18 protein-coding genes are annotated in these 19,114 nt (G+C 61.3%); 10 read left to right on the top strand and 8 right to left on the bottom strand.

The window, feature by feature from the left end:
* Window positions 1-61: 61 nt before the first annotated feature.
* The 3 genes from MOP44_RS16195 to MOP44_RS16205 form a co-directional block, all read right to left on the bottom strand.
* Complete coding sequence (locus MOP44_RS16195) at window positions 62-625, bottom strand: BON domain-containing protein (RefSeq protein WP_260791195.1); 564 nt, start codon at window positions 623-625, stop codon at window positions 62-64.
* Window positions 626-1,099: 474 nt separating this feature from the next.
* The gene (locus MOP44_RS16200) at window positions 1,100-2,098 is read right to left on the bottom strand and encodes an aldo/keto reductase (RefSeq protein WP_260791197.1); all 999 of its coding nucleotides are present in this window, start codon (window positions 2,096-2,098) and stop codon (window positions 1,100-1,102) included.
* Between the two features lie 24 nt (window positions 2,099-2,122).
* Window positions 2,123-2,632, bottom strand: coding sequence for an O-acetyl-ADP-ribose deacetylase (locus MOP44_RS16205; RefSeq protein ID WP_260791199.1), 510 nt, complete (start codon window positions 2,630-2,632; stop codon window positions 2,123-2,125).
* Between the two features lie 213 nt (window positions 2,633-2,845).
* On the opposite strand from MOP44_RS16205, the gene MOP44_RS16210 reads away from it, so the two are divergent.
* Together MOP44_RS16210 and MOP44_RS16215 are read left to right on the top strand one after the other, a co-directional pair.
* Window positions 2,846-3,868, top strand: coding sequence for an LLM class flavin-dependent oxidoreductase (locus MOP44_RS16210; RefSeq protein WP_260796665.1), 1,023 nt, complete (start codon window positions 2,846-2,848; stop codon window positions 3,866-3,868).
* 14 nt (window positions 3,869-3,882) lie between these two features.
* Window positions 3,883-4,347 (top strand): AI-2E family transporter, encoded by a 465-nt coding sequence (locus MOP44_RS16215; RefSeq protein WP_260791201.1) that lies wholly within the window; start codon window positions 3,883-3,885, stop codon window positions 4,345-4,347.
* Window positions 4,348-4,460: 113 nt separating this feature from the next.
* Here MOP44_RS16215 and MOP44_RS16220 read toward each other — a convergent pair whose 3' ends face one another.
* The gene (locus MOP44_RS16220) at window positions 4,461-5,024 is read right to left on the bottom strand and encodes a fasciclin domain-containing protein (RefSeq protein WP_260791203.1); all 564 of its coding nucleotides are present in this window, start codon (window positions 5,022-5,024) and stop codon (window positions 4,461-4,463) included.
* A 183-nt stretch (window positions 5,025-5,207) separates the two neighbouring features.
* Here MOP44_RS16220 and MOP44_RS16225 point away from each other — a divergent pair, with 183 nt between their 5' ends.
* The gene (locus MOP44_RS16225) at window positions 5,208-5,735 is read left to right on the top strand and encodes a DUF2127 domain-containing protein (protein WP_260791204.1); all 528 of its coding nucleotides are present in this window, start codon (window positions 5,208-5,210) and stop codon (window positions 5,733-5,735) included.
* Between the two features lie 128 nt (window positions 5,736-5,863).
* On the top strand, window positions 5,864-6,949 hold the full coding sequence (gene murG, locus MOP44_RS16230) for an undecaprenyldiphospho-muramoylpentapeptide beta-N-acetylglucosaminyltransferase (RefSeq protein ID WP_313901012.1): 1,086 nt from the start codon (window positions 5,864-5,866) through the stop codon (window positions 6,947-6,949).
* 101 nt (window positions 6,950-7,050) lie between these two features.
* On the opposite strand, the gene MOP44_RS16235 is transcribed toward murG, so the two are convergent.
* The gene (locus MOP44_RS16235; protein ID WP_260791206.1) at window positions 7,051-7,620 is read right to left on the bottom strand and encodes a hypothetical protein; all 570 of its coding nucleotides are present in this window, start codon (window positions 7,618-7,620) and stop codon (window positions 7,051-7,053) included.
* Window positions 7,621-7,900: 280 nt separating this feature from the next.
* Complete coding sequence (locus MOP44_RS16240; RefSeq protein WP_260791208.1) at window positions 7,901-8,287, bottom strand: hypothetical protein; 387 nt, start codon at window positions 8,285-8,287, stop codon at window positions 7,901-7,903.
* A 313-nt stretch (window positions 8,288-8,600) separates the two neighbouring features.
* Here MOP44_RS16240 and murC point away from each other — a divergent pair, with 313 nt between their 5' ends.
* Window positions 8,601-9,971 carry a UDP-N-acetylmuramate--L-alanine ligase gene (murC, locus tag MOP44_RS16245; protein ID WP_260791210.1) on the top strand — a complete coding sequence of 457 codons (1,371 nt, stop codon included), beginning with the start codon at window positions 8,601-8,603 and terminating at the stop codon, window positions 9,969-9,971.
* A gap of 36 nt (window positions 9,972-10,007) precedes the next feature.
* Here the strand turns inward: murC and MOP44_RS16250 are convergent, their stop codons facing one another.
* A complete protein-coding gene (locus MOP44_RS16250) occupies window positions 10,008-10,178 on the bottom strand; it encodes a hypothetical protein (protein WP_260791211.1) in 171 nt (56 codons plus the stop codon).
* Window positions 10,179-10,446: 268 nt separating this feature from the next.
* On the opposite strand from MOP44_RS16250, the gene MOP44_RS16255 reads away from it, so the two are divergent.
* Complete coding sequence (locus MOP44_RS16255) at window positions 10,447-11,886, top strand: glycoside hydrolase family 30 protein (protein WP_260791212.1); 1,440 nt, start codon at window positions 10,447-10,449, stop codon at window positions 11,884-11,886.
* A 42-nt stretch (window positions 11,887-11,928) separates the two neighbouring features.
* Here the strand turns inward: MOP44_RS16255 and MOP44_RS16260 are convergent, their stop codons facing one another.
* Complete coding sequence (locus tag MOP44_RS16260; RefSeq protein ID WP_260791213.1) at window positions 11,929-12,936, bottom strand: cyanophycinase; 1,008 nt, start codon at window positions 12,934-12,936, stop codon at window positions 11,929-11,931.
* A gap of 202 nt (window positions 12,937-13,138) precedes the next feature.
* On the opposite strand from MOP44_RS16260, the gene MOP44_RS16265 reads away from it, so the two are divergent.
* From MOP44_RS16265 to MOP44_RS16280, 4 genes are all read left to right on the top strand, one after another.
* The gene (locus MOP44_RS16265; RefSeq protein WP_260791214.1) at window positions 13,139-14,410 is read left to right on the top strand and encodes a cell division protein FtsQ/DivIB; all 1,272 of its coding nucleotides are present in this window, start codon (window positions 13,139-13,141) and stop codon (window positions 14,408-14,410) included.
* 7 nt (window positions 14,411-14,417) lie between these two features.
* A complete protein-coding gene (gene ftsA / locus MOP44_RS16270; protein WP_260791215.1) occupies window positions 14,418-15,626 on the top strand; it encodes a cell division protein FtsA in 1,209 nt (402 codons plus the stop codon).
* Between the two features lie 26 nt (window positions 15,627-15,652).
* Window positions 15,653-17,230 (top strand): cell division protein FtsZ, encoded by a 1,578-nt coding sequence (ftsZ, locus tag MOP44_RS16275; protein ID WP_260791216.1) that lies wholly within the window; start codon window positions 15,653-15,655, stop codon window positions 17,228-17,230.
* A 573-nt stretch (window positions 17,231-17,803) separates the two neighbouring features.
* Window positions 17,804-19,111 (top strand): penicillin-binding transpeptidase domain-containing protein, encoded by a 1,308-nt coding sequence (locus tag MOP44_RS16280; protein WP_260791217.1) that lies wholly within the window; start codon window positions 17,804-17,806, stop codon window positions 19,109-19,111.
* Window positions 19,112-19,114 lie beyond the last annotated feature (3 nt).

The raw sequence follows: 19,114 nt of genomic DNA on the forward strand, positions 1-19,114 counted from the left end.
CCCCGGAGCCACTGATGGCGCCGGGGCTTTCTATTGACTCTACAAACTTTGTGCGGGGCCTTTACTCGCCTGCAGCGGAGGAGTGCTTATTGGGCTTGACTTCAAGCTCGTTGACTACCTGCTGCACGTTGGGAATTTTCTTCGCCAGTTTCTCTACTTCTTCTTTCTGTTGAGCGGTCTTCACAGAGCCCTTGATCTCGAGCGTGCCGTTCTTGGCGGATCCGCGGATGCTCTGATCGTCGAGGGCCTTGTGTGCCTTGATCGCGGCCTTGAAGTTGTCTTCAATGCCGTTGTCAACGTTCGATGCTACAGAGCCAGCCTGGTCAGCGTTGGGAGGACGTACGCCGATTTCGTTGGCGATTTGATAGTCGGGGGCGGCCTGCTGCGCGAGAGTTCCGGCCTGCTGCTTCTGGTCGTCGGTGGCTACGTTGCCTTTCAGCGTCATTACGCCTTTTTCGCGATCCTGCGAGACGCTTACCTCACCGAGCGAATTGGTCTTCAACGAATTGGTGACTGCGTCTTTCTCGTCGGCGTGATTGGCGTGACAGCCGGCGACAGTCAGCGTGCCGGCCAGAACCGCAGCCGAGGAAAAAAGCAGCCCGCGGCGAAACAGATTGAAATGCATTTGTTTTTGTCTCCTTTCGGAATACCTACCGGGAGACTGAGATGGAGTTGCGCTCCAGAAAGGTTTGTTCACGCTTCAAGTGCGCAGGGACCTGAGTCAAATGGATAGCCAGCTTGTCTGTTTACCGGATAGTAACTTTTTGGATTGCTTCGCTATTTCATCGCCTCGTAAATATATTGTTTCATGTAGATGGATTAACTTATTTTATTTGAGTTATTTATCGATAAAAATGAGCCTAAAAAGCGAACGTACGGAGAAGTAAAAACAGGGGGAGGGGTAGCTAATTTTTTAGTAACCCTTCCGTTATTCCTACAGAGGCCGCTGAGACCGAATAGGCTGCTAGCCGAAAAATAGGGTAGCGCGATTTGCGGGCGGGCGCCGTGATGGCCGTCACTTGTATCGCGAGTTCTCGGCTGCCAGTTTCAGTTGATTGCGGCAAGGACCCACTCCCGGGGTCCGACACTGCCTCATGCTTTACGCAAAGCCGAGGACGGGATGTGGTTGATAGGGTTCTTCGAGAGATTTGATCTCTTCGGGCGTGAGCTTCAGAGCCACTGCTGAGACTGCGTCGGCGAGATGATGGGGTTTGCTGGCGCCGACGATGGGAGCCGTCACAGCAGGTTTCTGGAGGAGCCACGCGAGCGCGATGGTAGCCATGGCCGTGCCGCGTTGCGCGGCGATCTCGGCAAGGCGATCAACGACGCGTTTGTCGTCCTGCTCGGTGCGCGAGTACATGGAGTTGCCGAACTTGTCGGTTTCAAGGCGCTTCGTGGTTTCGGCAGCCCAGGGCCGCGCTAGGCGGCCGCGCGCGAGCGGACTCCAGGGCAGCATGCCGATGTTCTGATCGACGCACAGGCCGGCCATCTCGCGCTCTTCTTCGCGATAGAGCAGGTTGTAGTGGTTCTGCATGGAGACGAAGCGGGTCCAGCCGCGCAGGTCGGCGAGGTAGAGCGATTTTGCGAACTGCCACGCATGCATGGAACTGGCGCCGATGTAGCGAACCTTGCCGGCCTTCACCGCGTCATGCAGGGCTTCCAGTGTCTCCTCAATGGGCGTTTCGTAGTCCCAGCGGTGAATCTGGTAGAGATCGACATAGTCGGTCTGAAGCCGGCGCAAACTCTCGTCGAGCTCAAAGAGGATGGCCTTACGCGAAAGGCCTCTGCCGTTGGGCTCCTCGCGCATGAGACCGTGAACCTTCGTAGCGATTACAACCGACTCGCGGCGCACATTGGCTTTGATAAAGTTGCCGAGCACAATTTCGCTGTCGCCGCTGGAGTAGACATTCGCGGTGTCAAAGAAGTTGATGCCAGCATCGAGCGCCTGCTGGAAGAAAGGGCGGCTTTCTTCTTCGTTCAATGCCCACGCCTGACGACCAGGCTTGAGCTCGCCGGTTGCGGGCGAGCCGTAGGTCATGCATCCGAGGCAGATGCGCGAGACTTTCATTCCGGTCTTGCCGAGGTTTACGTAGTCCATTCGTGAGTTCTCAGTTCGCGGTTCTTAGTTCACAGCTGAAAGAAGGTCGTCGTAGATCTTGCGCGTCTCGTCGCCGAAGCAGACGAATTCAACGCGCTCCACGCCTGTGCCTTCGATGTTGGTGCGCACGGTTTGGATGGCGATTTTCGCGGCGCGGTCCGAGGGGAATCCATAAATGCCAGTGCTGATGGCGGGAAAGGCTATGGACTTCACGTTGAGTTCGCGCGCGAGTTCGAGGCAGCGCCGATAGCAACTCGCGAGCAGGTCGTCTTCGTTGTGGCCACCGCCGTTCCATACGGGGCCGACGGTGTGAAAGACCCACTTCGCGGGGAGACGAAAACCGGGAGTGGCTTTGGCGTCGCCGGTTTTGCAGCCGTGCAGCTTTCGGCACGCCTCGAGCAACTCAGGGCCAGCAGCGCGGTGGATGGCGCCGTCGACCCCGCCTCCGCCGAGAAGGGAACTGTTGGCTGCGTTGACGATTGCGTCGACGTGGAGTTTCGTGATGTCGCCGGAGACGGCAAGCAAATCAGCCATAATTCTTCGATCCTCGCGGGGTCTGAAGGTCGATTATTCAGTCTGCCGATCGCGCAGCACGCGTCAGGTGGTCCTCACCCTGCTCTTCGCCCCTTCAGTTCAATTTTTCGGAGCGTCCCGCGACACTTTCTTGGTGAACCATCGGCAGTATTGCACAGTGGGGGGTTCTATCAAGCATCGTCTCGCGGGCTGGGGAATCTAAGGAACTGAATGATGAATGGTCTTCCTATTTCCGTATTAGATCTTGTCGGCATGAAACCCGATGAAAACCCTGCGCCCGCTATTGCCCGGTCTGTCGATCTTGCCCAGCACGCTGAGGAGTGGGGCTATAAGCGATTCTGGCTCGCGGAGCACCACTCGATCGACGGCCTGGCATGCTCTGCGACGGCCGTACTGATTGGACACATCGCGGGGAAGACGAACAGCATTCGCGTGGGCAGCGGGGGCATCATGCTTCCGAACCATGCGCCGCTGGTGGTCGCGGAGCAGTTTGGTACGCTGGAGGCGTTGTATCCCGGGCGCATCGATCTTGGGCTGGGGCGCGCACCAGGCGGAGACTTTCATACCATGCGCGCGCTAAGGCGGAGCCTGCAGCAGTCGGGAGACGATTTTCCGGAGCTGCTCGAAGAGTTGAGGACGTATCTTGGGCCGGTTCGTGCTGGGCAAGCAGTGAAAGCGACACCGGGGCAGAACAGCAATGTGCCGATTACGCTGCTGGGTTCCAGCTTGTTCAGCGCGCAGCTAGCCGCCCGGCTAGGGCTGCCGTTTGCGTTTGCCGCGCACTTCGCGCCCGAGTATCTGTATGCCGCGGCCGATCTGTATCACCGCGAGTTCAAGGCGAGCGCGGCGCTTGAGAAGCCTTACATGATGGTGGGCGTGCAGATCATCGCGGCCGAGACGGATGGCGAAGCGCAGCGGCTGTTCACTACTCCGCAGCAGCGTTTTCTGCGGCTGATTCGTTCGCAGCCCGTGGAGTTGCTGCCGCCAGTGGATTCGATGGATATGCTGTGGACCGACTTCGAGCGGGCGGCGGTGATGAGCAAGCTCGGCGCAGCCATTGTCGGATCGAACGCGACGGTGAAGGAAGGCATCGAGCGGCTCGTTGAGCGCACCGGCGCATCGGAGATTATTGTGGCGACTGACACGTTCACGCATGAGGCGCGACTGGAGTCTTACAAGCGCGTCGCGGAAGTGGCGCGAACGGTTGAATCGGCGCCGGTGTCGGCGGGTTTGTGATTCGATTAGCAGCGATGGATTTCGGAGATCATCTACGCACAACGGGTGGGGCGCTGAAGAACTGGATTGTGGCCCAGTTCATCGACTCCGTTTGTGTGGGAGCGCTGTGGCTGATTGGGTTGTGGATTCTGCATGTGCCGCTTGCGCCAATGTGGGCGTTCATCGCGGCGGTGCTGCAGATTGTGCCGCAATTTGGGGCGATTCTGGGGCTGCTAGGGCCAGTGTTGACGGCAACTATCAAGTGGATGGATTGGGAGCATCCGCTCTACGTGCTGGGGTTGTACGCGGTGATTGCGGTAGTAGATGGATTGCTGTTGCAGCCTTACATCATGCGACGAACGGCGAAGGTGCCGCTGTGGGCATCCGTGACGGTGCCGATCTTGTTCGGAATCATCTGGCCATTCTGGGGTGTGCTCGCGGCTCCGCCGCTGCTGGCAGTGGTGTATGCGTACAAGGCGCGGCGGAAGAGCGCAGGATGACGGCGGCGGATTCTGTTGATCCGCCGTCTGTTTACCTCAGGGGCTAAAGCCCATACTTCATGCCGGGCCTGGATGTCGGGGCTAAAGCCCCGACCTACCAGCCCTGACCTAACCTAGTTCGGCATCAGGACGGTGTCGACGACGTGGATGACGCCGTTCGATTGATACACGTCGGGAATGGTGACGGTAGCCATGTTGCCCTTCTCGTCGGTCAGCATGATCTTGTCGGTCATCCATGTGGCGGTGAGAGTTTCGCCCTGCACGGTCTTAAGCTCGGCTTTGCCATGGCCGGCTTTGATCTTCTTCTCGAGGTCGCTGGCGCTGATACGTCCCGCAACCACGTGATAGGTGAGGACCTTGGTGAGCATGTCCTTGTTTTCGGGCTTTAGCAGTGTGTCCACCGTGCCCGCGGGTAGCTTCTCGAAGGCTTCGTTCGTGGGCGCGAAGACGGTGAAGGGGCCGGCGCCTTGCAGCGTGTCGACGAGGCCGGCGGCCTTAACAGCAGCGACCAAAGTAGTGTGATCCTTTGAGTTCATCGCGTTTTCAACGATGTTCTTTGTGGCGAACATGGGCGCGCCGCCTACTTCGGGATCCATCTGCGCTCGAGCGGCGGGGAAGGCGATGGTGAATGCAACAGCCGCGATTGCGGCCATGATGAGTTTGCGGGAGTGGAGCATGGTGGGTGTGACCTCCGGTGAATTTCGACTACACACCCAGAACGCAGCCGGCGACGAAGTGGATTGCCCGCGAATCTCAGGGATTGGTTGCGATCAACAATGCGCGGTGAACTCGATTCGCCGGCCTCACGTAAGATATTCGTAAGGGTTCGGTGCAATCCAGAATTCTCCGTTCCGCCCAACATGACGGGAACATCCCAGATCGTCAAAAAATCGCCGAACCACCACGCGGGCCTGATCCTGATTGCCGCCTACAAGATTCTGTGCGCACTATTGTTTGTGCTGGTGGGCGTGGGCGCGCTGAGGCTTCTGCACAAGGATGTGGATGATTTCGCGTGGCATGCGCTGGTGGAAGTTCTGCACTGGAACCCCGAATCACGCGTAGTCAGCTTCCTGCTTGAGCGGGCCGAACTGCTGGACGATCCGATGCTCAAGCGTATCGGTTTTGGCGCGTTCTGTTATGGAGCAGTGTGCGTCGCAGAGGGGATCGGGCTTTATCTCGAGAAGGTGTGGGGCGAAGTACTCACGATCCTGATCACCGCGTCGTTTCTGCCGTTTGAGATTCATGAGCTGTTTCGGCGCGTGACGCCGGTGCGTGTAAGTTTGCTGGCGATCAACCTCGTGGTGCTCGGATATCTGTTGTACCTGGTCGGTGAGAAGGGCGCGCGCCGGGCGAAAGAGAGACACGCTTTCACAAACAAAGCTGTCTAGTGTCAGTTTGTAGATCGTTGTTGAGCCTTTAAAGGCAGTTCTTCTGGCAATCCGTCCGCACTGTGGCGGCCCCAACTCGCCAAACCGTGACGTGCCCCGGTACGATCGAATTTGAAAGGCTTGCTCTCTTGTCCCAGATCCGCGTTCTCATCGCCGGCGGAGGAACCGGCGGCCACATCATTCCTGCTCTCGCAGTTGCGCGCGAGCTGGAGGAACGCCATGGTGCGGAAGTTCTCTTTGTGGGAACGCCGCGTGGCCTCGAATCGCGCCTGGTTCCAAACGCCGGATTCAAGCTCGAGCTGATCAAGGTAGGCCAGCTCAATCGCGTTTCTCTTCAGACGCAGATCCGCACGCTCTTCGACCTGCCGCTCGCGGCCGTCTCTTGCTTCCGCCTGCTCTGGAAGTTCCGACCGGGCGTTGTGCTCAGCGTGGGCGGATACGCTTCAGGTCCCGCGGCCGCAGCTGCTCTCCTAAACGGCACCCCGGTGATGGCTCTCGAGCCCAACGCGATGCCGGGACTTGCGAACCGGCTCATCGGCCGCCATGTCAAAGCTGCGGCCGTCAATTTTCCCGCGGCCGGGCGCTACCTGCGCAATGCGGAAGTGACCGGGATCCCTGTCCGGCCTGAGTTCTTTTCGCTGCCAGCGCCGCCGCCAATGCCGCCGCGGCTTCTCATCTTCGGTGGATCGCAGGGTGCACGGTTGTTCAATAACACCATGCCGAAAATCGTGGCGGAGCTGTTTCAGGCGGTACCGGGGCTCTCAGTACTGCACCAGTCCGGCCCACGGTTCCTGGCCGAGACAGAAGCCATGTACCGCGCCAGCGGAGCTGACCCCCTGTTCTGGTCCGTCAAGCCATTTCTCGATGACATGGCGTCGCGCTTTGCCTGGGCCAATATCGTTCTGGCCCGCAGCGGAGCTTCCACGGTCGCTGAGCTTGCCGCTGCCGGCAAGCCTTCGCTGCTGGTTCCGTTTGCCGCCGCTGCCGATGACCACCAGAAGCGCAATGCCGAGGAGATGGTCCGAGCCGGAGCCGCGGCGATGCTTGAAGAGACGGATTTGGCGGAGCCTAAGAAGCTGCTCGAGGTGCTGACCGGATTGCTGCGTGATCCTGAACGCCTGGCAGCGATGTCTGCCGCGGCGCGAACCCAGGCCCATCCAGATGCTGCGCAGCGGATCGCTGCCAAGCTTGTCCAGCTGGCTAAGCGGCCGTAGCCGATTCCGGTGAGCCGAAACGAAAAAGGCCCATCCGCCGGAAACGGACAGGCCTTCTTCTCCCCAGGTAACTCGGTTACTACTCAGTGAATAGCAGGTGACTATCGGTGACCGCCGCCACCGTGGAAACCACCGCCACCGTGGAAACCACCGCCACCGCCGTGGAAGCCTCCGCCGCCGTGGAAGCCTCCGCCACCGTGGAAGCCGCCGCCTCCGCCATGGAAGCCGCCTCCGCCGAATCGGGCTCCGCCACCGTTAAACGGATGTGCTACGCCGACGCCGCCGTGGAAGCGATAGCCCGGCCCACCGCGATAGCCATATCCCGCGCCGTGGTAGGGACCCCAGCCGCCGTGACCCCAGCGGCCGTCATGCCCCCAGTAGCCGCCGTGACCCCAATAGCCGTGTCCATAACCCCAGTGATACCAAGGACCAGCTCCGATGAATACGCCGCCTGTAAACCAGCTCGGGCCGTAATAGCCGTAAGGCGCGCATGCATACGGGTAGTAAGGGTAGTAGCCCCAATCGCATACCGGCGGGCCGTAAGCCACAGGTCCTGCCACCACCGCCGGTCCGATTCCAACACCCACGCCCACTGAAACCTGGGCGTTCGCCGTCATGGACAGCGGCACCAAAATAAGAGAAGCCAATAAGATAAGACGCCAGCTCCGCATAAACACCTCCTTGTGCCACCCTGCCCTGATGATTCGTACCCTCGAAGGACCCGGTGCGGAAACCCTGCTTCCGCTCAGCACCTGCCAGTGACGACCCTTCCAGTCATCCCGGCTTCCAGTTCATTAAGACAACAACTTCCGGTGAAAGTTGCGGTGCACCATGCCAGATGGTGAATCCCCCTCGCTGCCGCGTGGAACTGTCGTTTTGTACCTATGCGCCAAAACGGCCTCTCCAGTTTCGGAGAGGCCGCCCTTCCGCAGATCTGGGAAAAGTTACTGCTTACCTGCGGAAATGGTCCCCATCGCGATCCCATCCACGGTGTTCGCCACGGTCGTGGTCCCAATCGCGGTGGCGGTCCCGATCTCGATCCCAGTCGCGGTGGCGATCCCAGTCGCGGTCGTGGCGGTAGTAGTAGCCCCCGCGGCGGTAGTCGTCGCGGTCATAGTAGCGGGCGCCCGCATAAACCCACTGCCCGGGAACCCAATAGCCGCCCGAGTAGTAGCCGGCTGTCCATTCGTATCCGGGGCCAGGGCACGGAGGGACGTAGGCTGTCGGGCCGCCGACGTATACGCCGAAGCCGACCTGCGCATGGGCTGCGGTCGTTCCCAGGCCCATGGTTCCGGCCACCATCGCAGCACCCAACATCCATTTGCCAAGCTTTTTCATGACTCCTCCTCCGTGGGCCCGCTCGCTTCTTTTGCGAAACCCTTTCCGGCTCCGGGCTCCCTGAGGCTTGGCTCTTGCTTGCCTCAGTGCCCGCCGGTTATGTCACTCCTAAACAGCGGTTTTGAAAGGATGTTGCGGTGCTGGCACGAAAATAAAAGGCGCAACTTTTGGAACAATCAAGGGTCATACGACGAGCCTTTTGGCCCGTAGCCTGTAGCCAGTAGCCCAGAGCTTGTGGCCAGAGAAGCTACTGGCTGCCGGCTACAGGCTGCGGGCTCGCCCTCTACTGTTACTCTGAGTCTTCGTACCTCCCATGTTCGCTACATCTCAGCACGCGCACTTTATCGGAATCGGCGGAATCGGCATGAGTGGCATCGCCGAGATCCTTCTCAACCAGAACATGAAGGTTTCAGGTTCCGACCTGCGCCGGACTCCGGTGACGGATCGGCTGGCCGCGCTGGGCGCCATCATTTATGAGGGCCACGAGGCGGGCCACGTCGGCAACGCGACTGTTGTGGTTACGAGCTCGGCTGTGCACGCGGATAATCCCGAGGTGCAGGAAGCGCGGGCTCGCAAGATTCCCGTGATTCAGCGAGCGGAGATGCTGGCCGAGCTGATGCGCCTGAAATACGGCATCGCCATTGCCGGCATGCACGGCAAGACAACGACGACCTCAATGGTGGCGAGCGTGCTGAGCGCGGGTCAGCTGGACCCTACGGTAGTGGTTGGCGGCCGTGTCGACGCGCTGGGCTCGAACGCGCGCCTGGGCACAACTCAGTACCTGGTAGCGGAAGCCGATGAAAGTGACCGCTCGTTTCTGAAGCTCTCGCCCATTCTTGCCGTGGTGACCAATCTCGACCGCGAGCACATGGACACCTACGGCGACATGGAAGACGTGGAGCGCGCGTTTCTGGCGTTCATGGATCGCGTTCCGTTCTACGGCGCTGTGACCGCATGTCTGGATAATCCGCAGCTAGCGGCGATTTTGCCGCGCGCGCAGCGGCGGGTGTTTACCTATGGCGTAACGCGCGAGGCGGACTATCGATTGGAACCGCTGGCGGCTGAGCCCGGCTCGTTCTCCCGATTCCAGGTGTTTACGGCAACGGGAACACTGGGGCCGTTCGAGCTGCATGTCCCGGGCCGTCACAACGTGCTGAATGCTACGGCGGCCGTGGCTATCGGCCATCAGCTTGGCGTGACGCCGGACAAGATTGCCGAGGGGTTGCGGAATTTTCGTGGAGTGGATCGGCGCTTCCAGCATCGCGGGAGCGGGCGCGGCGTGGCGGTGGTGGACGACTACGGTCATCATCCCACGGAGATTCGCGCGACTCTGGCCGCGGCGCGGGAGTGCGGCTACAAGCAGGTGCATGTGGTGTTTCAGCCGCATCGCTATACGCGTACCGCCGACCTGATGGACGAGTTCTCTGGTGCGTTTACGGATGCGGATACGGTGTTTGTGCTGCCCATCTATGCGGCGAGCGAGCAGCCGATTCAAGGTGTAACGGCTGAGCGCCTGGCACACCGGATTGAAGGCCCGCGCGTGCAATTCGTGCCGGATTTTCCGGCTGCGATTGCGGCGGTGACGGCGCGCGCCGAGGATGGCGACCTGATTATGACGCTTGGCGCCGGCAGCGTGAGCCAGCTGGCGCCGCAGATCGTGGAGAAGCTGAGCGCGGGCTCCTAGCTTCTGTCGCTCGAAGCCCGTTCGCAAGCGGCAAGGCTAGGCGCCCTGGTTTCCGCGGTCCCAGGTCCACAGTTCCGCGAATTCCTCTTCTTCCGCGTCCTCGAGAGTGGGCTCTTCCATCGGTTCTGCTTCGAGCCGGCGAAGGGCGGCCTCGTCAGGGGCGGTCAGGAATTGATTCACCTCAGGGATTCGAAACGATGTGCTCATAAGGTTCTGCCCTCCTCGGCGTTTTCGTTCTCCGGCTAGGGAGCAATGCAACATTCCGAGTAAAGCGCACCCTTCTTGCGAGATCAAATGGAGCGGTCCGAATCGGACGAGTGGCCGAAGCTGCCGAGGTCCAGCAGGTAGGCGCGTACGCACCCGGCTGGTCTGGCAGACGGGGCAAATCGCCTTTGCGCAAACGTTTTACCGCGCGCGGTCTCGGGAGCTATTATGCCTCCGGCAATCCATCCGTGTTTCGCAAGGAGCTGTACTCATGTCCACGCGTTCCCGCCGCAGTTTTCTTAAGACCGCCTCTGCCTCGGCCGCCGTTCTATCGCTGGGCCGCCCGCGCCTGTTCGCCCAGCCATCTTCCACCGTCAAGGTGTGGAGCACCTTCCGCGACCGCCGTCATACTGCTGCCGATCCGCTGACGTGGAAGCCGGTTTCGCAGGTCAGCGCGCAGGCTGTCGTCCTCAACACCGCCGATACACGCCAGGAGATTCTCGGCTTCGGCACGGCCCTGACGGACTCATCCTGCTACGTGCTCAGCCAGCTTTCGCAGGCGGATCGCGACGCGATCCTGCACGACATCTTCTCGCCGGACGAAATGGCGATGAACGTCTGCCGCACCTGCATTGGCGCGAGCGATTACGCGCGCACGCTTTACAGCTTTGACGAGAGTGACGAGCCGGATCCGGAACTAAAGAAGTTCTCGATCGACCACGACAAGGAGTACTACCTGCCGGTGCTGCGGGAGAGCCGCAAACATAATCCGGAGCTGTTCCTGTTTTCATCGCCGTGGAGCCCGCCGAACTGGATGAAGCCCAACAAGAGCATGCTGGGAGGCGCTATCCGCAAGCAGAGCTTCGATCCATATGCGCGGTACTTTGTGAAGTTCCTGGAGGGCTACAAGGCCGAGGGCCTGACCATCAATGCCGTTACGGTGCAGAACGAGACCGACGCCGAGCAGGAAGGCCGCATGCCCGCCTGCTTGTGGGCCCAGGAGCAGGAGATGGAGTTCGCAGGCAAGTTCCTCGCGCCGGCGATCAAGAAGGCCGGGCTGGATACCAAGGTCTGGATTCTCGATCACAACTACTCGCTGTGGGGGCGCGCAATTGATGAACTGAGCGACCCGAGTGTTTATGACGCTGTCGATGGCATCGCGTGGCACGGATACGTGGGCGAGGCATCGGCCATGAGCCGCGTGCACGATGCGTTCCCGAAAAAGAACATGTACTGGACCGAAGGCGGGCCGGATTATACGCAGCCCGACTATCTGACCGATTTCGCGACCTGGTCGGAGACCTTCAACGGCATCCTCAACAACTGGGCGCGGTCGATTACGGCGTGGAATCTGGCGCTGGACGAAAAGGGGAAGCCGAACATCGGGCCGTTCTCCTGCGGTGGGACGATCAGCATTGAGGGCGGCACGGAGAAGGGCGGCAGCCACAAGGTCACGAAGAGCGGGCAGTACTGGGCATTCGCGCACTACTCAAAGCACATCAAGCGCGGAGCGAAGGTGTTCGCAACCAATGGCGTCGCGCCCAATGCCCAGAGCGCGAAGGTCAGCTACAGCGGGTTTGTGAATCCGGATGGCAAGCATGTGCTGGTGGTGGCGAATCGCGGGGCGCAGGAGCGGGTGCAGTTCGTGATGGGCGGGAATGCCGTGGAACTGGACGTGCCGGCGGATTCGGTGCACACGTTGGAGTGGTGAAGAACAGGGAATAGGGAATAGGGAGTAGGGGCGGCGGCGCGGTCAGTAGATCACGCCGCCGTGCTGCATGGATGTGATCTGGCCGTTCTTTACGTTGAGTTGGTAGGCGGTGGATTCGCCGGTCCAAGTCTTGAAGTTGAAGGTGTGTCCGGGTGGAACTTTCTGGACCGCGTATGGTTGCCACGTCAGCGGCTGATACGGCATTGCGATGCCGGTTCCTTTCGGAGTGTCGATGAAGTAGGCGCCGCCGCGGCCGATGACGCTCGCTGAGCCGTCCGGTTCGAGCAGCACTGCGGCCTTTTCTTCGATGCCGATGCCGCGCGTAACCGGGGTGCCTGGTGTGGCGTTGAGTCGGGCCAGAAACACCAGTAGGCGGCCCATGCGGTCGCGCCGGACGAAGTGCGTGTCGGTGATGATGCCGTTCAGGATCGGAATCCGCAGGAAATTTTGGGTCAGCGTAATGCGCGAACCGAGGGGGTCGCTCAGGGCGAGCTTGCCGCTCAGGTTCGGATCGTCGGGCTTGTCGCCTTGCGCGGAGTAGGCCCACTCGCCCATGACGGCTAGGCCGGCGCTGGTGCCGCCGAGCGGGATGCTGCGGGCGATGTCGTCGTTGAGCGCATCCTGCACAGGAGACTTCATCCAGAAGTTGATGTAGTTGGCTTGATCGCCTCCGGCGATGAAGATGGCTTCGGCGGCGCGGATGGTTGAGGCGGCAAAGGGATCTTCGGCCGCTGCGCGATTGGGAAGGATCAGCGTGGCTACGGAGTTCAGTTTGGGGCACAATTGCTGGACGTAGGGGTTGTAGTCGTCGTCGCCCGTGGCCCGAAGTATGAGGAAGTCGCCTCCGCCGGCGCGATTGCAGAGCCACTGGAAGGCCTCATCCAGATCGGTGCCGCCGCCCATCAGTGCGTAGCCTGCGCGCGGGTGGGTTGTCGTAGCATCCGCCGGGCTGCCAGCGCGGAAGTACTTGTAGGCGTGCTCCGATTGCGCAAGGCAGGGAAGGGAAACTCCGACCAGGGTAGCGGCAATCAGAGCCAGAATGCGATTCATTCCGCCAGCTTAATGCAATCGCGGCGGGTCCATGCCCAGGCGATCACGTTATATGTTTCCCTAAATCCTGTGTTTCTGGTCACTTTTCCCTGTCTCTGGTTTTTGCCGTTTACGCATGGGGTTCCCCCCTGTTTTGCACCAAGTAATCCACTTCTCCCCGCCCTATAGTGGACTCTGGCGAATCTCACGACCAGCTCACGGCGTGGCTCAACGCAGTCCCAAAATCGGCAACCTCTCATGGGAGGACCAGACGTCCGAGGAGTCTCGCTTCCGGCGCGTACAGGAAGTCTCGCCCCGGGCAGGCCGGAATCCTTCAGGCCGCAACCTGCCTGGGATGCCGGTCGAGATGGCGGATCCTGATGACGACGAAGAGCTTCCGCGCCGCAAGCGCCAGTTCGAGAAGCCTTCCGGCCCCTGGTATAAGCCGGTCTCCAAACTGGGCCGCGTGCTGCTGGCCAGCGGAGCAGTGCTGGTAGTCGGTGCTCTTGTGACCGGCGTGATCATGATCAAGAACGCGCTCGAGCGTGACGGCAGATTCCGCATCGCGGGAACCGAGAATATACAGGCCGCAGGAATGAGCCAGGTTTCGCGCGCCGATATCCTGCCCATCTTTGGCGCCGACATTGGCAAGAACATCTTCTTTATTCACCTGAGCGAACGCCGCAAGGAGCTTGAGCAGATTCCGTGGATCAAGAGCGCCACCGTGATGCGTATCCTGCCTGACCGGATCCGTGTGTCAGTGGTTGAGCGGACGCCCATCGCGTTCGTGCGCGAGGGCCAGCAGGTGGAGCTGGTGGACGCCGACGGCGTGCTGCTCACCATGTCGCCCGAGGGCATGACGCAGCACCACTACTCGTTCCCGGTGGTTACGGGCATCGATCCGCGCGATGCCGCGGCCGCGCGTAAGACGCGCATGGCGGTGTATCAACGGCTGATTGCCGACCTGGACTCGACCGGCCAGAACATCTCACGGCAGATCTCGGAGATCGATCTCACTGATCCTGAAGACGCGCGGGTGACCATGCAGGACGATCCCACGCTGCTGCACTTCGGCGATGAGCAGTTCCTGGAGAGATATCAGCGGTACAAGGCTCACATTGCAGAGTGGCGCAGGGAGTATCCGGACCTGACGGCGCTGGACCTGCGTTATGACAGCCAGGTTGTGCTGAAACGGTCGCCGGGAGCAGGCGCATCGCCAACGACTGTGAGTGCAGCGGACGGTAAGCCGGTTGCGGCTTCGCAGGGGACCACGGCTACGGCAAGCGCGAAGCCTTCGGCTCGCCATGTCGAGGCGCCCGCGCAAACGCAGGCCGCAGCCAAGTCCGAGCACAAGGTCCAGCCGCATCACGCCAAACCAGCGCCCAAAACTGCGGCGCAGCGGGAAAAGGAAAAACGCCAGGCGGCACACAAGGCCGCACTGCTGCATCACCAGCACGCAATGAATGCAACCGCTGTAACCCGGCAGGGACAATGAGCACACGATGAGCCAGAACCAGGACAATCTGATCGTAGTGCTCGACGTGGGCAGCGCGCATACGCGCATCTTGGCGGCCGACCTGAATGAGGGCGCGCTGCGCTATCGCGGGCATGCGGCAATGGAATCGGCCGGCATGCGCAAGGGACTCATTGCTGACCTCGGTCCCGCCGCCCGCGTTGTCAAAGCGGCAACCGAACATTGCGAGCGCGTGGCCCGCGCCAATATCGACGAGTGCGTTGTGGGTGTTGGCGGCCCGCATATTCGCGGCCTGAATACGAATGGCGGATTCGAACTGGGCAGCCGTATGCGCGAGATTACGCGCGAAGATGTTCGCACCGCCGTGGAGCGTGCCCGCGCTGTGGAGCGCCCGCCGGACCGCGAAATCCTTCATTTGCTGCCTCGCCAGTTCATCGTCGACGATCAGCCCGGCGTCTTCGATCCGGTAGGGATGGTGGCAGCGCGGCTCGAAGTCGATCTGCACATCGCCACTTGTTCGGGCTCCGCCCTGCAAAGTACCGTGACATGTGCCAATCGCGCTGGGCTGGAAGTCACGGAGGCTGTGCTCGAGTCAGTCGCTGCGGCTGAGGCTACGCTCTCAGCCGACGAGCGGGAATTAGGCGTCTGCTTGCTCGATATCGGCGCTCACTCCAGCGACCTGGTTGTGTTTTTCGAGGGCGCCGTCGCGCATACGTCTTCGGTGCCAATTGGTGGCGCTCACTTTACGAACGATCTCGCCGTGGGACTACAGATGCCCCTCGGAAACGCCGAACAGTTGAAACGGCAATACGGCCACTGCGTGGTGACGGCCGTGCCGCAAAACGCAGAGGTTGAGATCGCCAATCCTAATCCGCAGAAGCTTTCGCTGCGCCTGCTGGCCGAGATTTTGGAACCGCGTGCCCGCGAGCTGATGTATTTCGTCAAAGAGAGCCTGCGCAACGGAGGCGTGCTTGACGCGCTGGGCGCGGGCTGTGTTCTAACCGGCGGCGGAGCCATGCTGCCGGGAATGCTGGATGTTACCGAGAGCCAGCTTCGCGTACCGGCCAGGACGGGAATGCCGGTAAGGCTCTCCAACATGCCGGGCGAGCTGGCGCATCCGAGCTTCTCGACGGCCATCGGCACACTTTTATATGCACACCGCACGCGCGTGACCCGCGCCGCGGAGAACAACGGATTGCGCGCCAAACTGCGCGCCATCTTTGCAGCGAGCTTTTAGAGAGTCAGCAGGAGGCCGGGAGTCTTATGGAAATGTCAGCACAATCCGGGGAAATGCGCATCCAGTATCACGATGAGACGCCGCGTGGCGCGCGGATCAAGGTCATCGGTGTGGGCGGCGGCGGCGGAAACGCCGTAAACCGCATGATCCAGGCACGCATGGAAGGCGTGGAGTTTATTGCCGCCAACACAGACGTGCAGGCGCTCAAGTCCTGCCAGGCCCCGGTCAAACTGCAGCTCGGCGTTCGCCTTACCGCCGGATTGGGCGCGGGCGCCAACCCGGACGTGGGCCGCCGCGCCGCGCTGGAGGACTCGGAAAAGATCATCGAGGCGCTTGAAGGCGCGGACATGGTCTTCGTTACCGCCGGGCTTGGCGGCGGCACCGGCACCGGAGCCGCGCCTGTCATCGCCTCCCTCGCCAGCGAGATGGGCATTCTCACTGTGGCAGTGATCACCCAGCCGTTCGGCTTCGAGGGCAAGCGTCGCCTGCAGCAGGCCCAGCGCGGGCTGAAGGAGCTGCTTGAATCCGTCGACACCATGATCGTGATTCCGAACGAGAGACTGCTCGCCGTGGCCAAGGACGCGGGCTTCTTCGAGTCGTTCCGGATCGCCGACGACGTTCTGCGCCAAGGTGTACAGGGCATTTCCGACATCATCACGATTCCCGGAATCATCAACCGCGACTTTGCGGACGTAAAGACAACGATGGCCGGCATGGGACACGCGGTGATGGGAACGGCGGTCCGCTCGGGCGAGAGCCGGGCGATCGAAGCGGCGCAGGCCGCCATGGCGTCGCCGCTGCTCGAAGCTGGCGCGATCGATGGAGCGCGCGGCATCCTCATCAACATCACCGGTTCCAGCGCGTTGCGGCTGTCGGAAGTCAACGCCGCGTCGTCGCTCATCCAGGAAGCGGCCCACGAAGACGCCAACATCATCTTCGGCGCGGTGCTTGACGAAAAGATGGGCGACGAGGTCAAGATCACGGTCATCGCGACCGGATTCCGCGACCAGATGCCGGAGCGCCGCGCCCGGATGCTAACGGTGGAGGAAGCGCCGGTGGTGTCGGTTCCGGTGCTTTCGAGCGAGAACTGGATGCGCGAGCCTGAGCCCGTTTCGATGATGTCCGCCCCCCCGGCGACGGTTCAGGTACAGCAGGCGGCGTATGCACCCGCGTCGGTCCGGCAGTCGGAGGCAGTTGCGATCTCTCCCGAACCCGAGTCGGTTTCCGTTCAGGCGGCGCCTGCCCCCGCCCCGGCTCCGGCGAGGTTTATGAGTGAGATCGACGAAATGGAGGAGCCCGCCCCGGTTCCGGTACGCGATGGATCGACGGAGGCGCCCCAGTCCAAGGTCGAGCTTGAGATGCAGGCCTTTGATGAGCTTTTTGCCGATACCGCGCCGCTTGGGCCGGCCCGACCACGCTTCGCCGAGGTTGGCGAGGAGCCGCCTTACAAGCCCCTGCCGCGCGACTATGCGACCGACCTCGGCAATGGGGTTCGTCCAGCGACTCCGGCAGAACAGCCCATGGCGGCGCTGTATGCCGAGAAGCGCGACGAGATGGAGCGGGACCTGGATGTGCCGGCATTCATGCGGCGCATGCAGTTCTAAATGAGTCTGGTTACGAATGGAACGGATTCTGCGCAGCGCAGCGTAACCTGAGAGAATTCTGAATCTTCGGCTCTTAAACCGCCCGCCGAATTGCACCGCAGGCGGGCAGAATGGCCGACGCAACAGGGCCGGGTTGACTATCCCGGCAACCGGTACCACAGGCTTGGAGAATCCTGCAGCACGGCTCCATAATCAGAAGAGCGGCGGATTTTATCCCGGCACAGGCAGCGCGGAATACGTTAGCGGAGTCCAACTACAAAGCTGAAGTGTTCTGCGTCACAAGGAATTTCATCGGGTCGAGAGAGATTAGCTGTATATTCGGGTTAGAACCTCCAGCCTGATGAGTTTTTGGATTTTGCGGCCCCTTGGCTGAACCTGTCAGGTCCACCAAGCCTGCCGCGGCAGAGCCCTTCGGCGCACGATCAACCAGCCGGAAAGCTCAAATGAGAGGGATCGAAGTCTTTTTGCGGTGAATTGCGCTAGATCCCGCAGATGGAACGCAGTACCAGGGTAGTGCGCCTCCCCCAAGGCGACGCACGACAAGAATCCATTTGTTGAGAGGATGCCGGCTGGATGAGATTGTCCTGCGCATTGATTTTTAGCTTCGCCTTGGCGGGAACCGGGGCTGCCTCAGCGGCCGGCCTTGACGCGCCGCACACCATCCACCACAGCAGATCGCAGCACTTGGTGGAAACCCACAAGACTCATCACGCTAGTGCGCACGCAACGGTGCACCATTCGGCGAAGGCCGCACCCAAGGCCACTGCGAAAGCTGCGCCCAAAACTGCGACAGCTCGCCGCACCCGGCACTCTGCCAAGGCAGGCAATGGTGCTGCCACCATTCGCCGCGCCAGCCTGCACGGGCGCCGTCATTATTATGGTGAGCGGTTTACGGCCAGTTCATTTGCCGGCGCCGACCAGTTCTCCGGTGACATCACCACCGGAGAAGACCCGATCGTGCGTCAGGCCGCCATTGACGCCCTGGGGGACATGAACGGGACCGCCGTGGTCATCGATCCCTCGAATGGTCGGATTCTGGCGATGGTTAACCAGAAGCTGGCGCTTTCGCCGGGCGCTGAACCGTGCTCCACCATCAAGATCACGGTGGCTATGGCGGCTCTTTCCGAGGGCCTCGTCACCCGCGACACCATGGTCCAGCTCCCGGGCTTCCGCATGAACATGACCCAGGCGCTTGCCAAGAGCAACAACCTCTACTTTGAAGAGCTTGGACGTGAGCTCGGCTTCGAGCGCGTGAAGCACTATGCCAATGAGTTCGGCCTGGGCGAACTGGCCGGCTGGCATATCCAGGGCGAACAGCTTGGCGAGTATCCTGACCATCCGATTCCGGCCGCCGAGGGTGGTGTTGGAAAGATGTGCAGCTTCGGGCAGGGTGTTTCCATGACCCCGCTCCAGCTCGGTGCCTACGTTGCGGCCCTCGCGAATGGCGGAACCCTGTACTACCTCCAGCATCCCACCACGGCCGCAGACATTGCGGCGTTCGAACCGCACGTCAAGCGCACCTTGGACATCGCCAAGTACGTGCCCGAGCTTCAGGACGGCATGGCCGGAGCCGTGGAATACGGCACCGCCCGCCGCCTGCGCGCCAGCTTCACGGAGCTGCCGGTGTTCGGCAAGACCGGCACCTGTTCCAACAACGGCACCCGGTTCGGTTGGTTTGCTTCGTTCTCTGAGGCGCCACAGGGCAGCCTTGTGACCGTGTTCTTCCTCGAGGGCGGCCGGCCCACATTCGGTCCGCGCGCCGCGGAACTCACCGGCGCGTTCTACCGCAACCTCTGGGATCACAATTACTTCATCAACAAGCCCGTGCAGGCGACGGCTTCGGCCACTCCGGCGGAGTCGACTCAGGGCGTCGAGCAGTAGGCA

It is taken from the genome of Occallatibacter riparius (assembly GCF_025264625.1).
Classification (GTDB): domain Bacteria; phylum Acidobacteriota; class Terriglobia; order Terriglobales; family Acidobacteriaceae; genus Telmatobacter; species Telmatobacter riparius.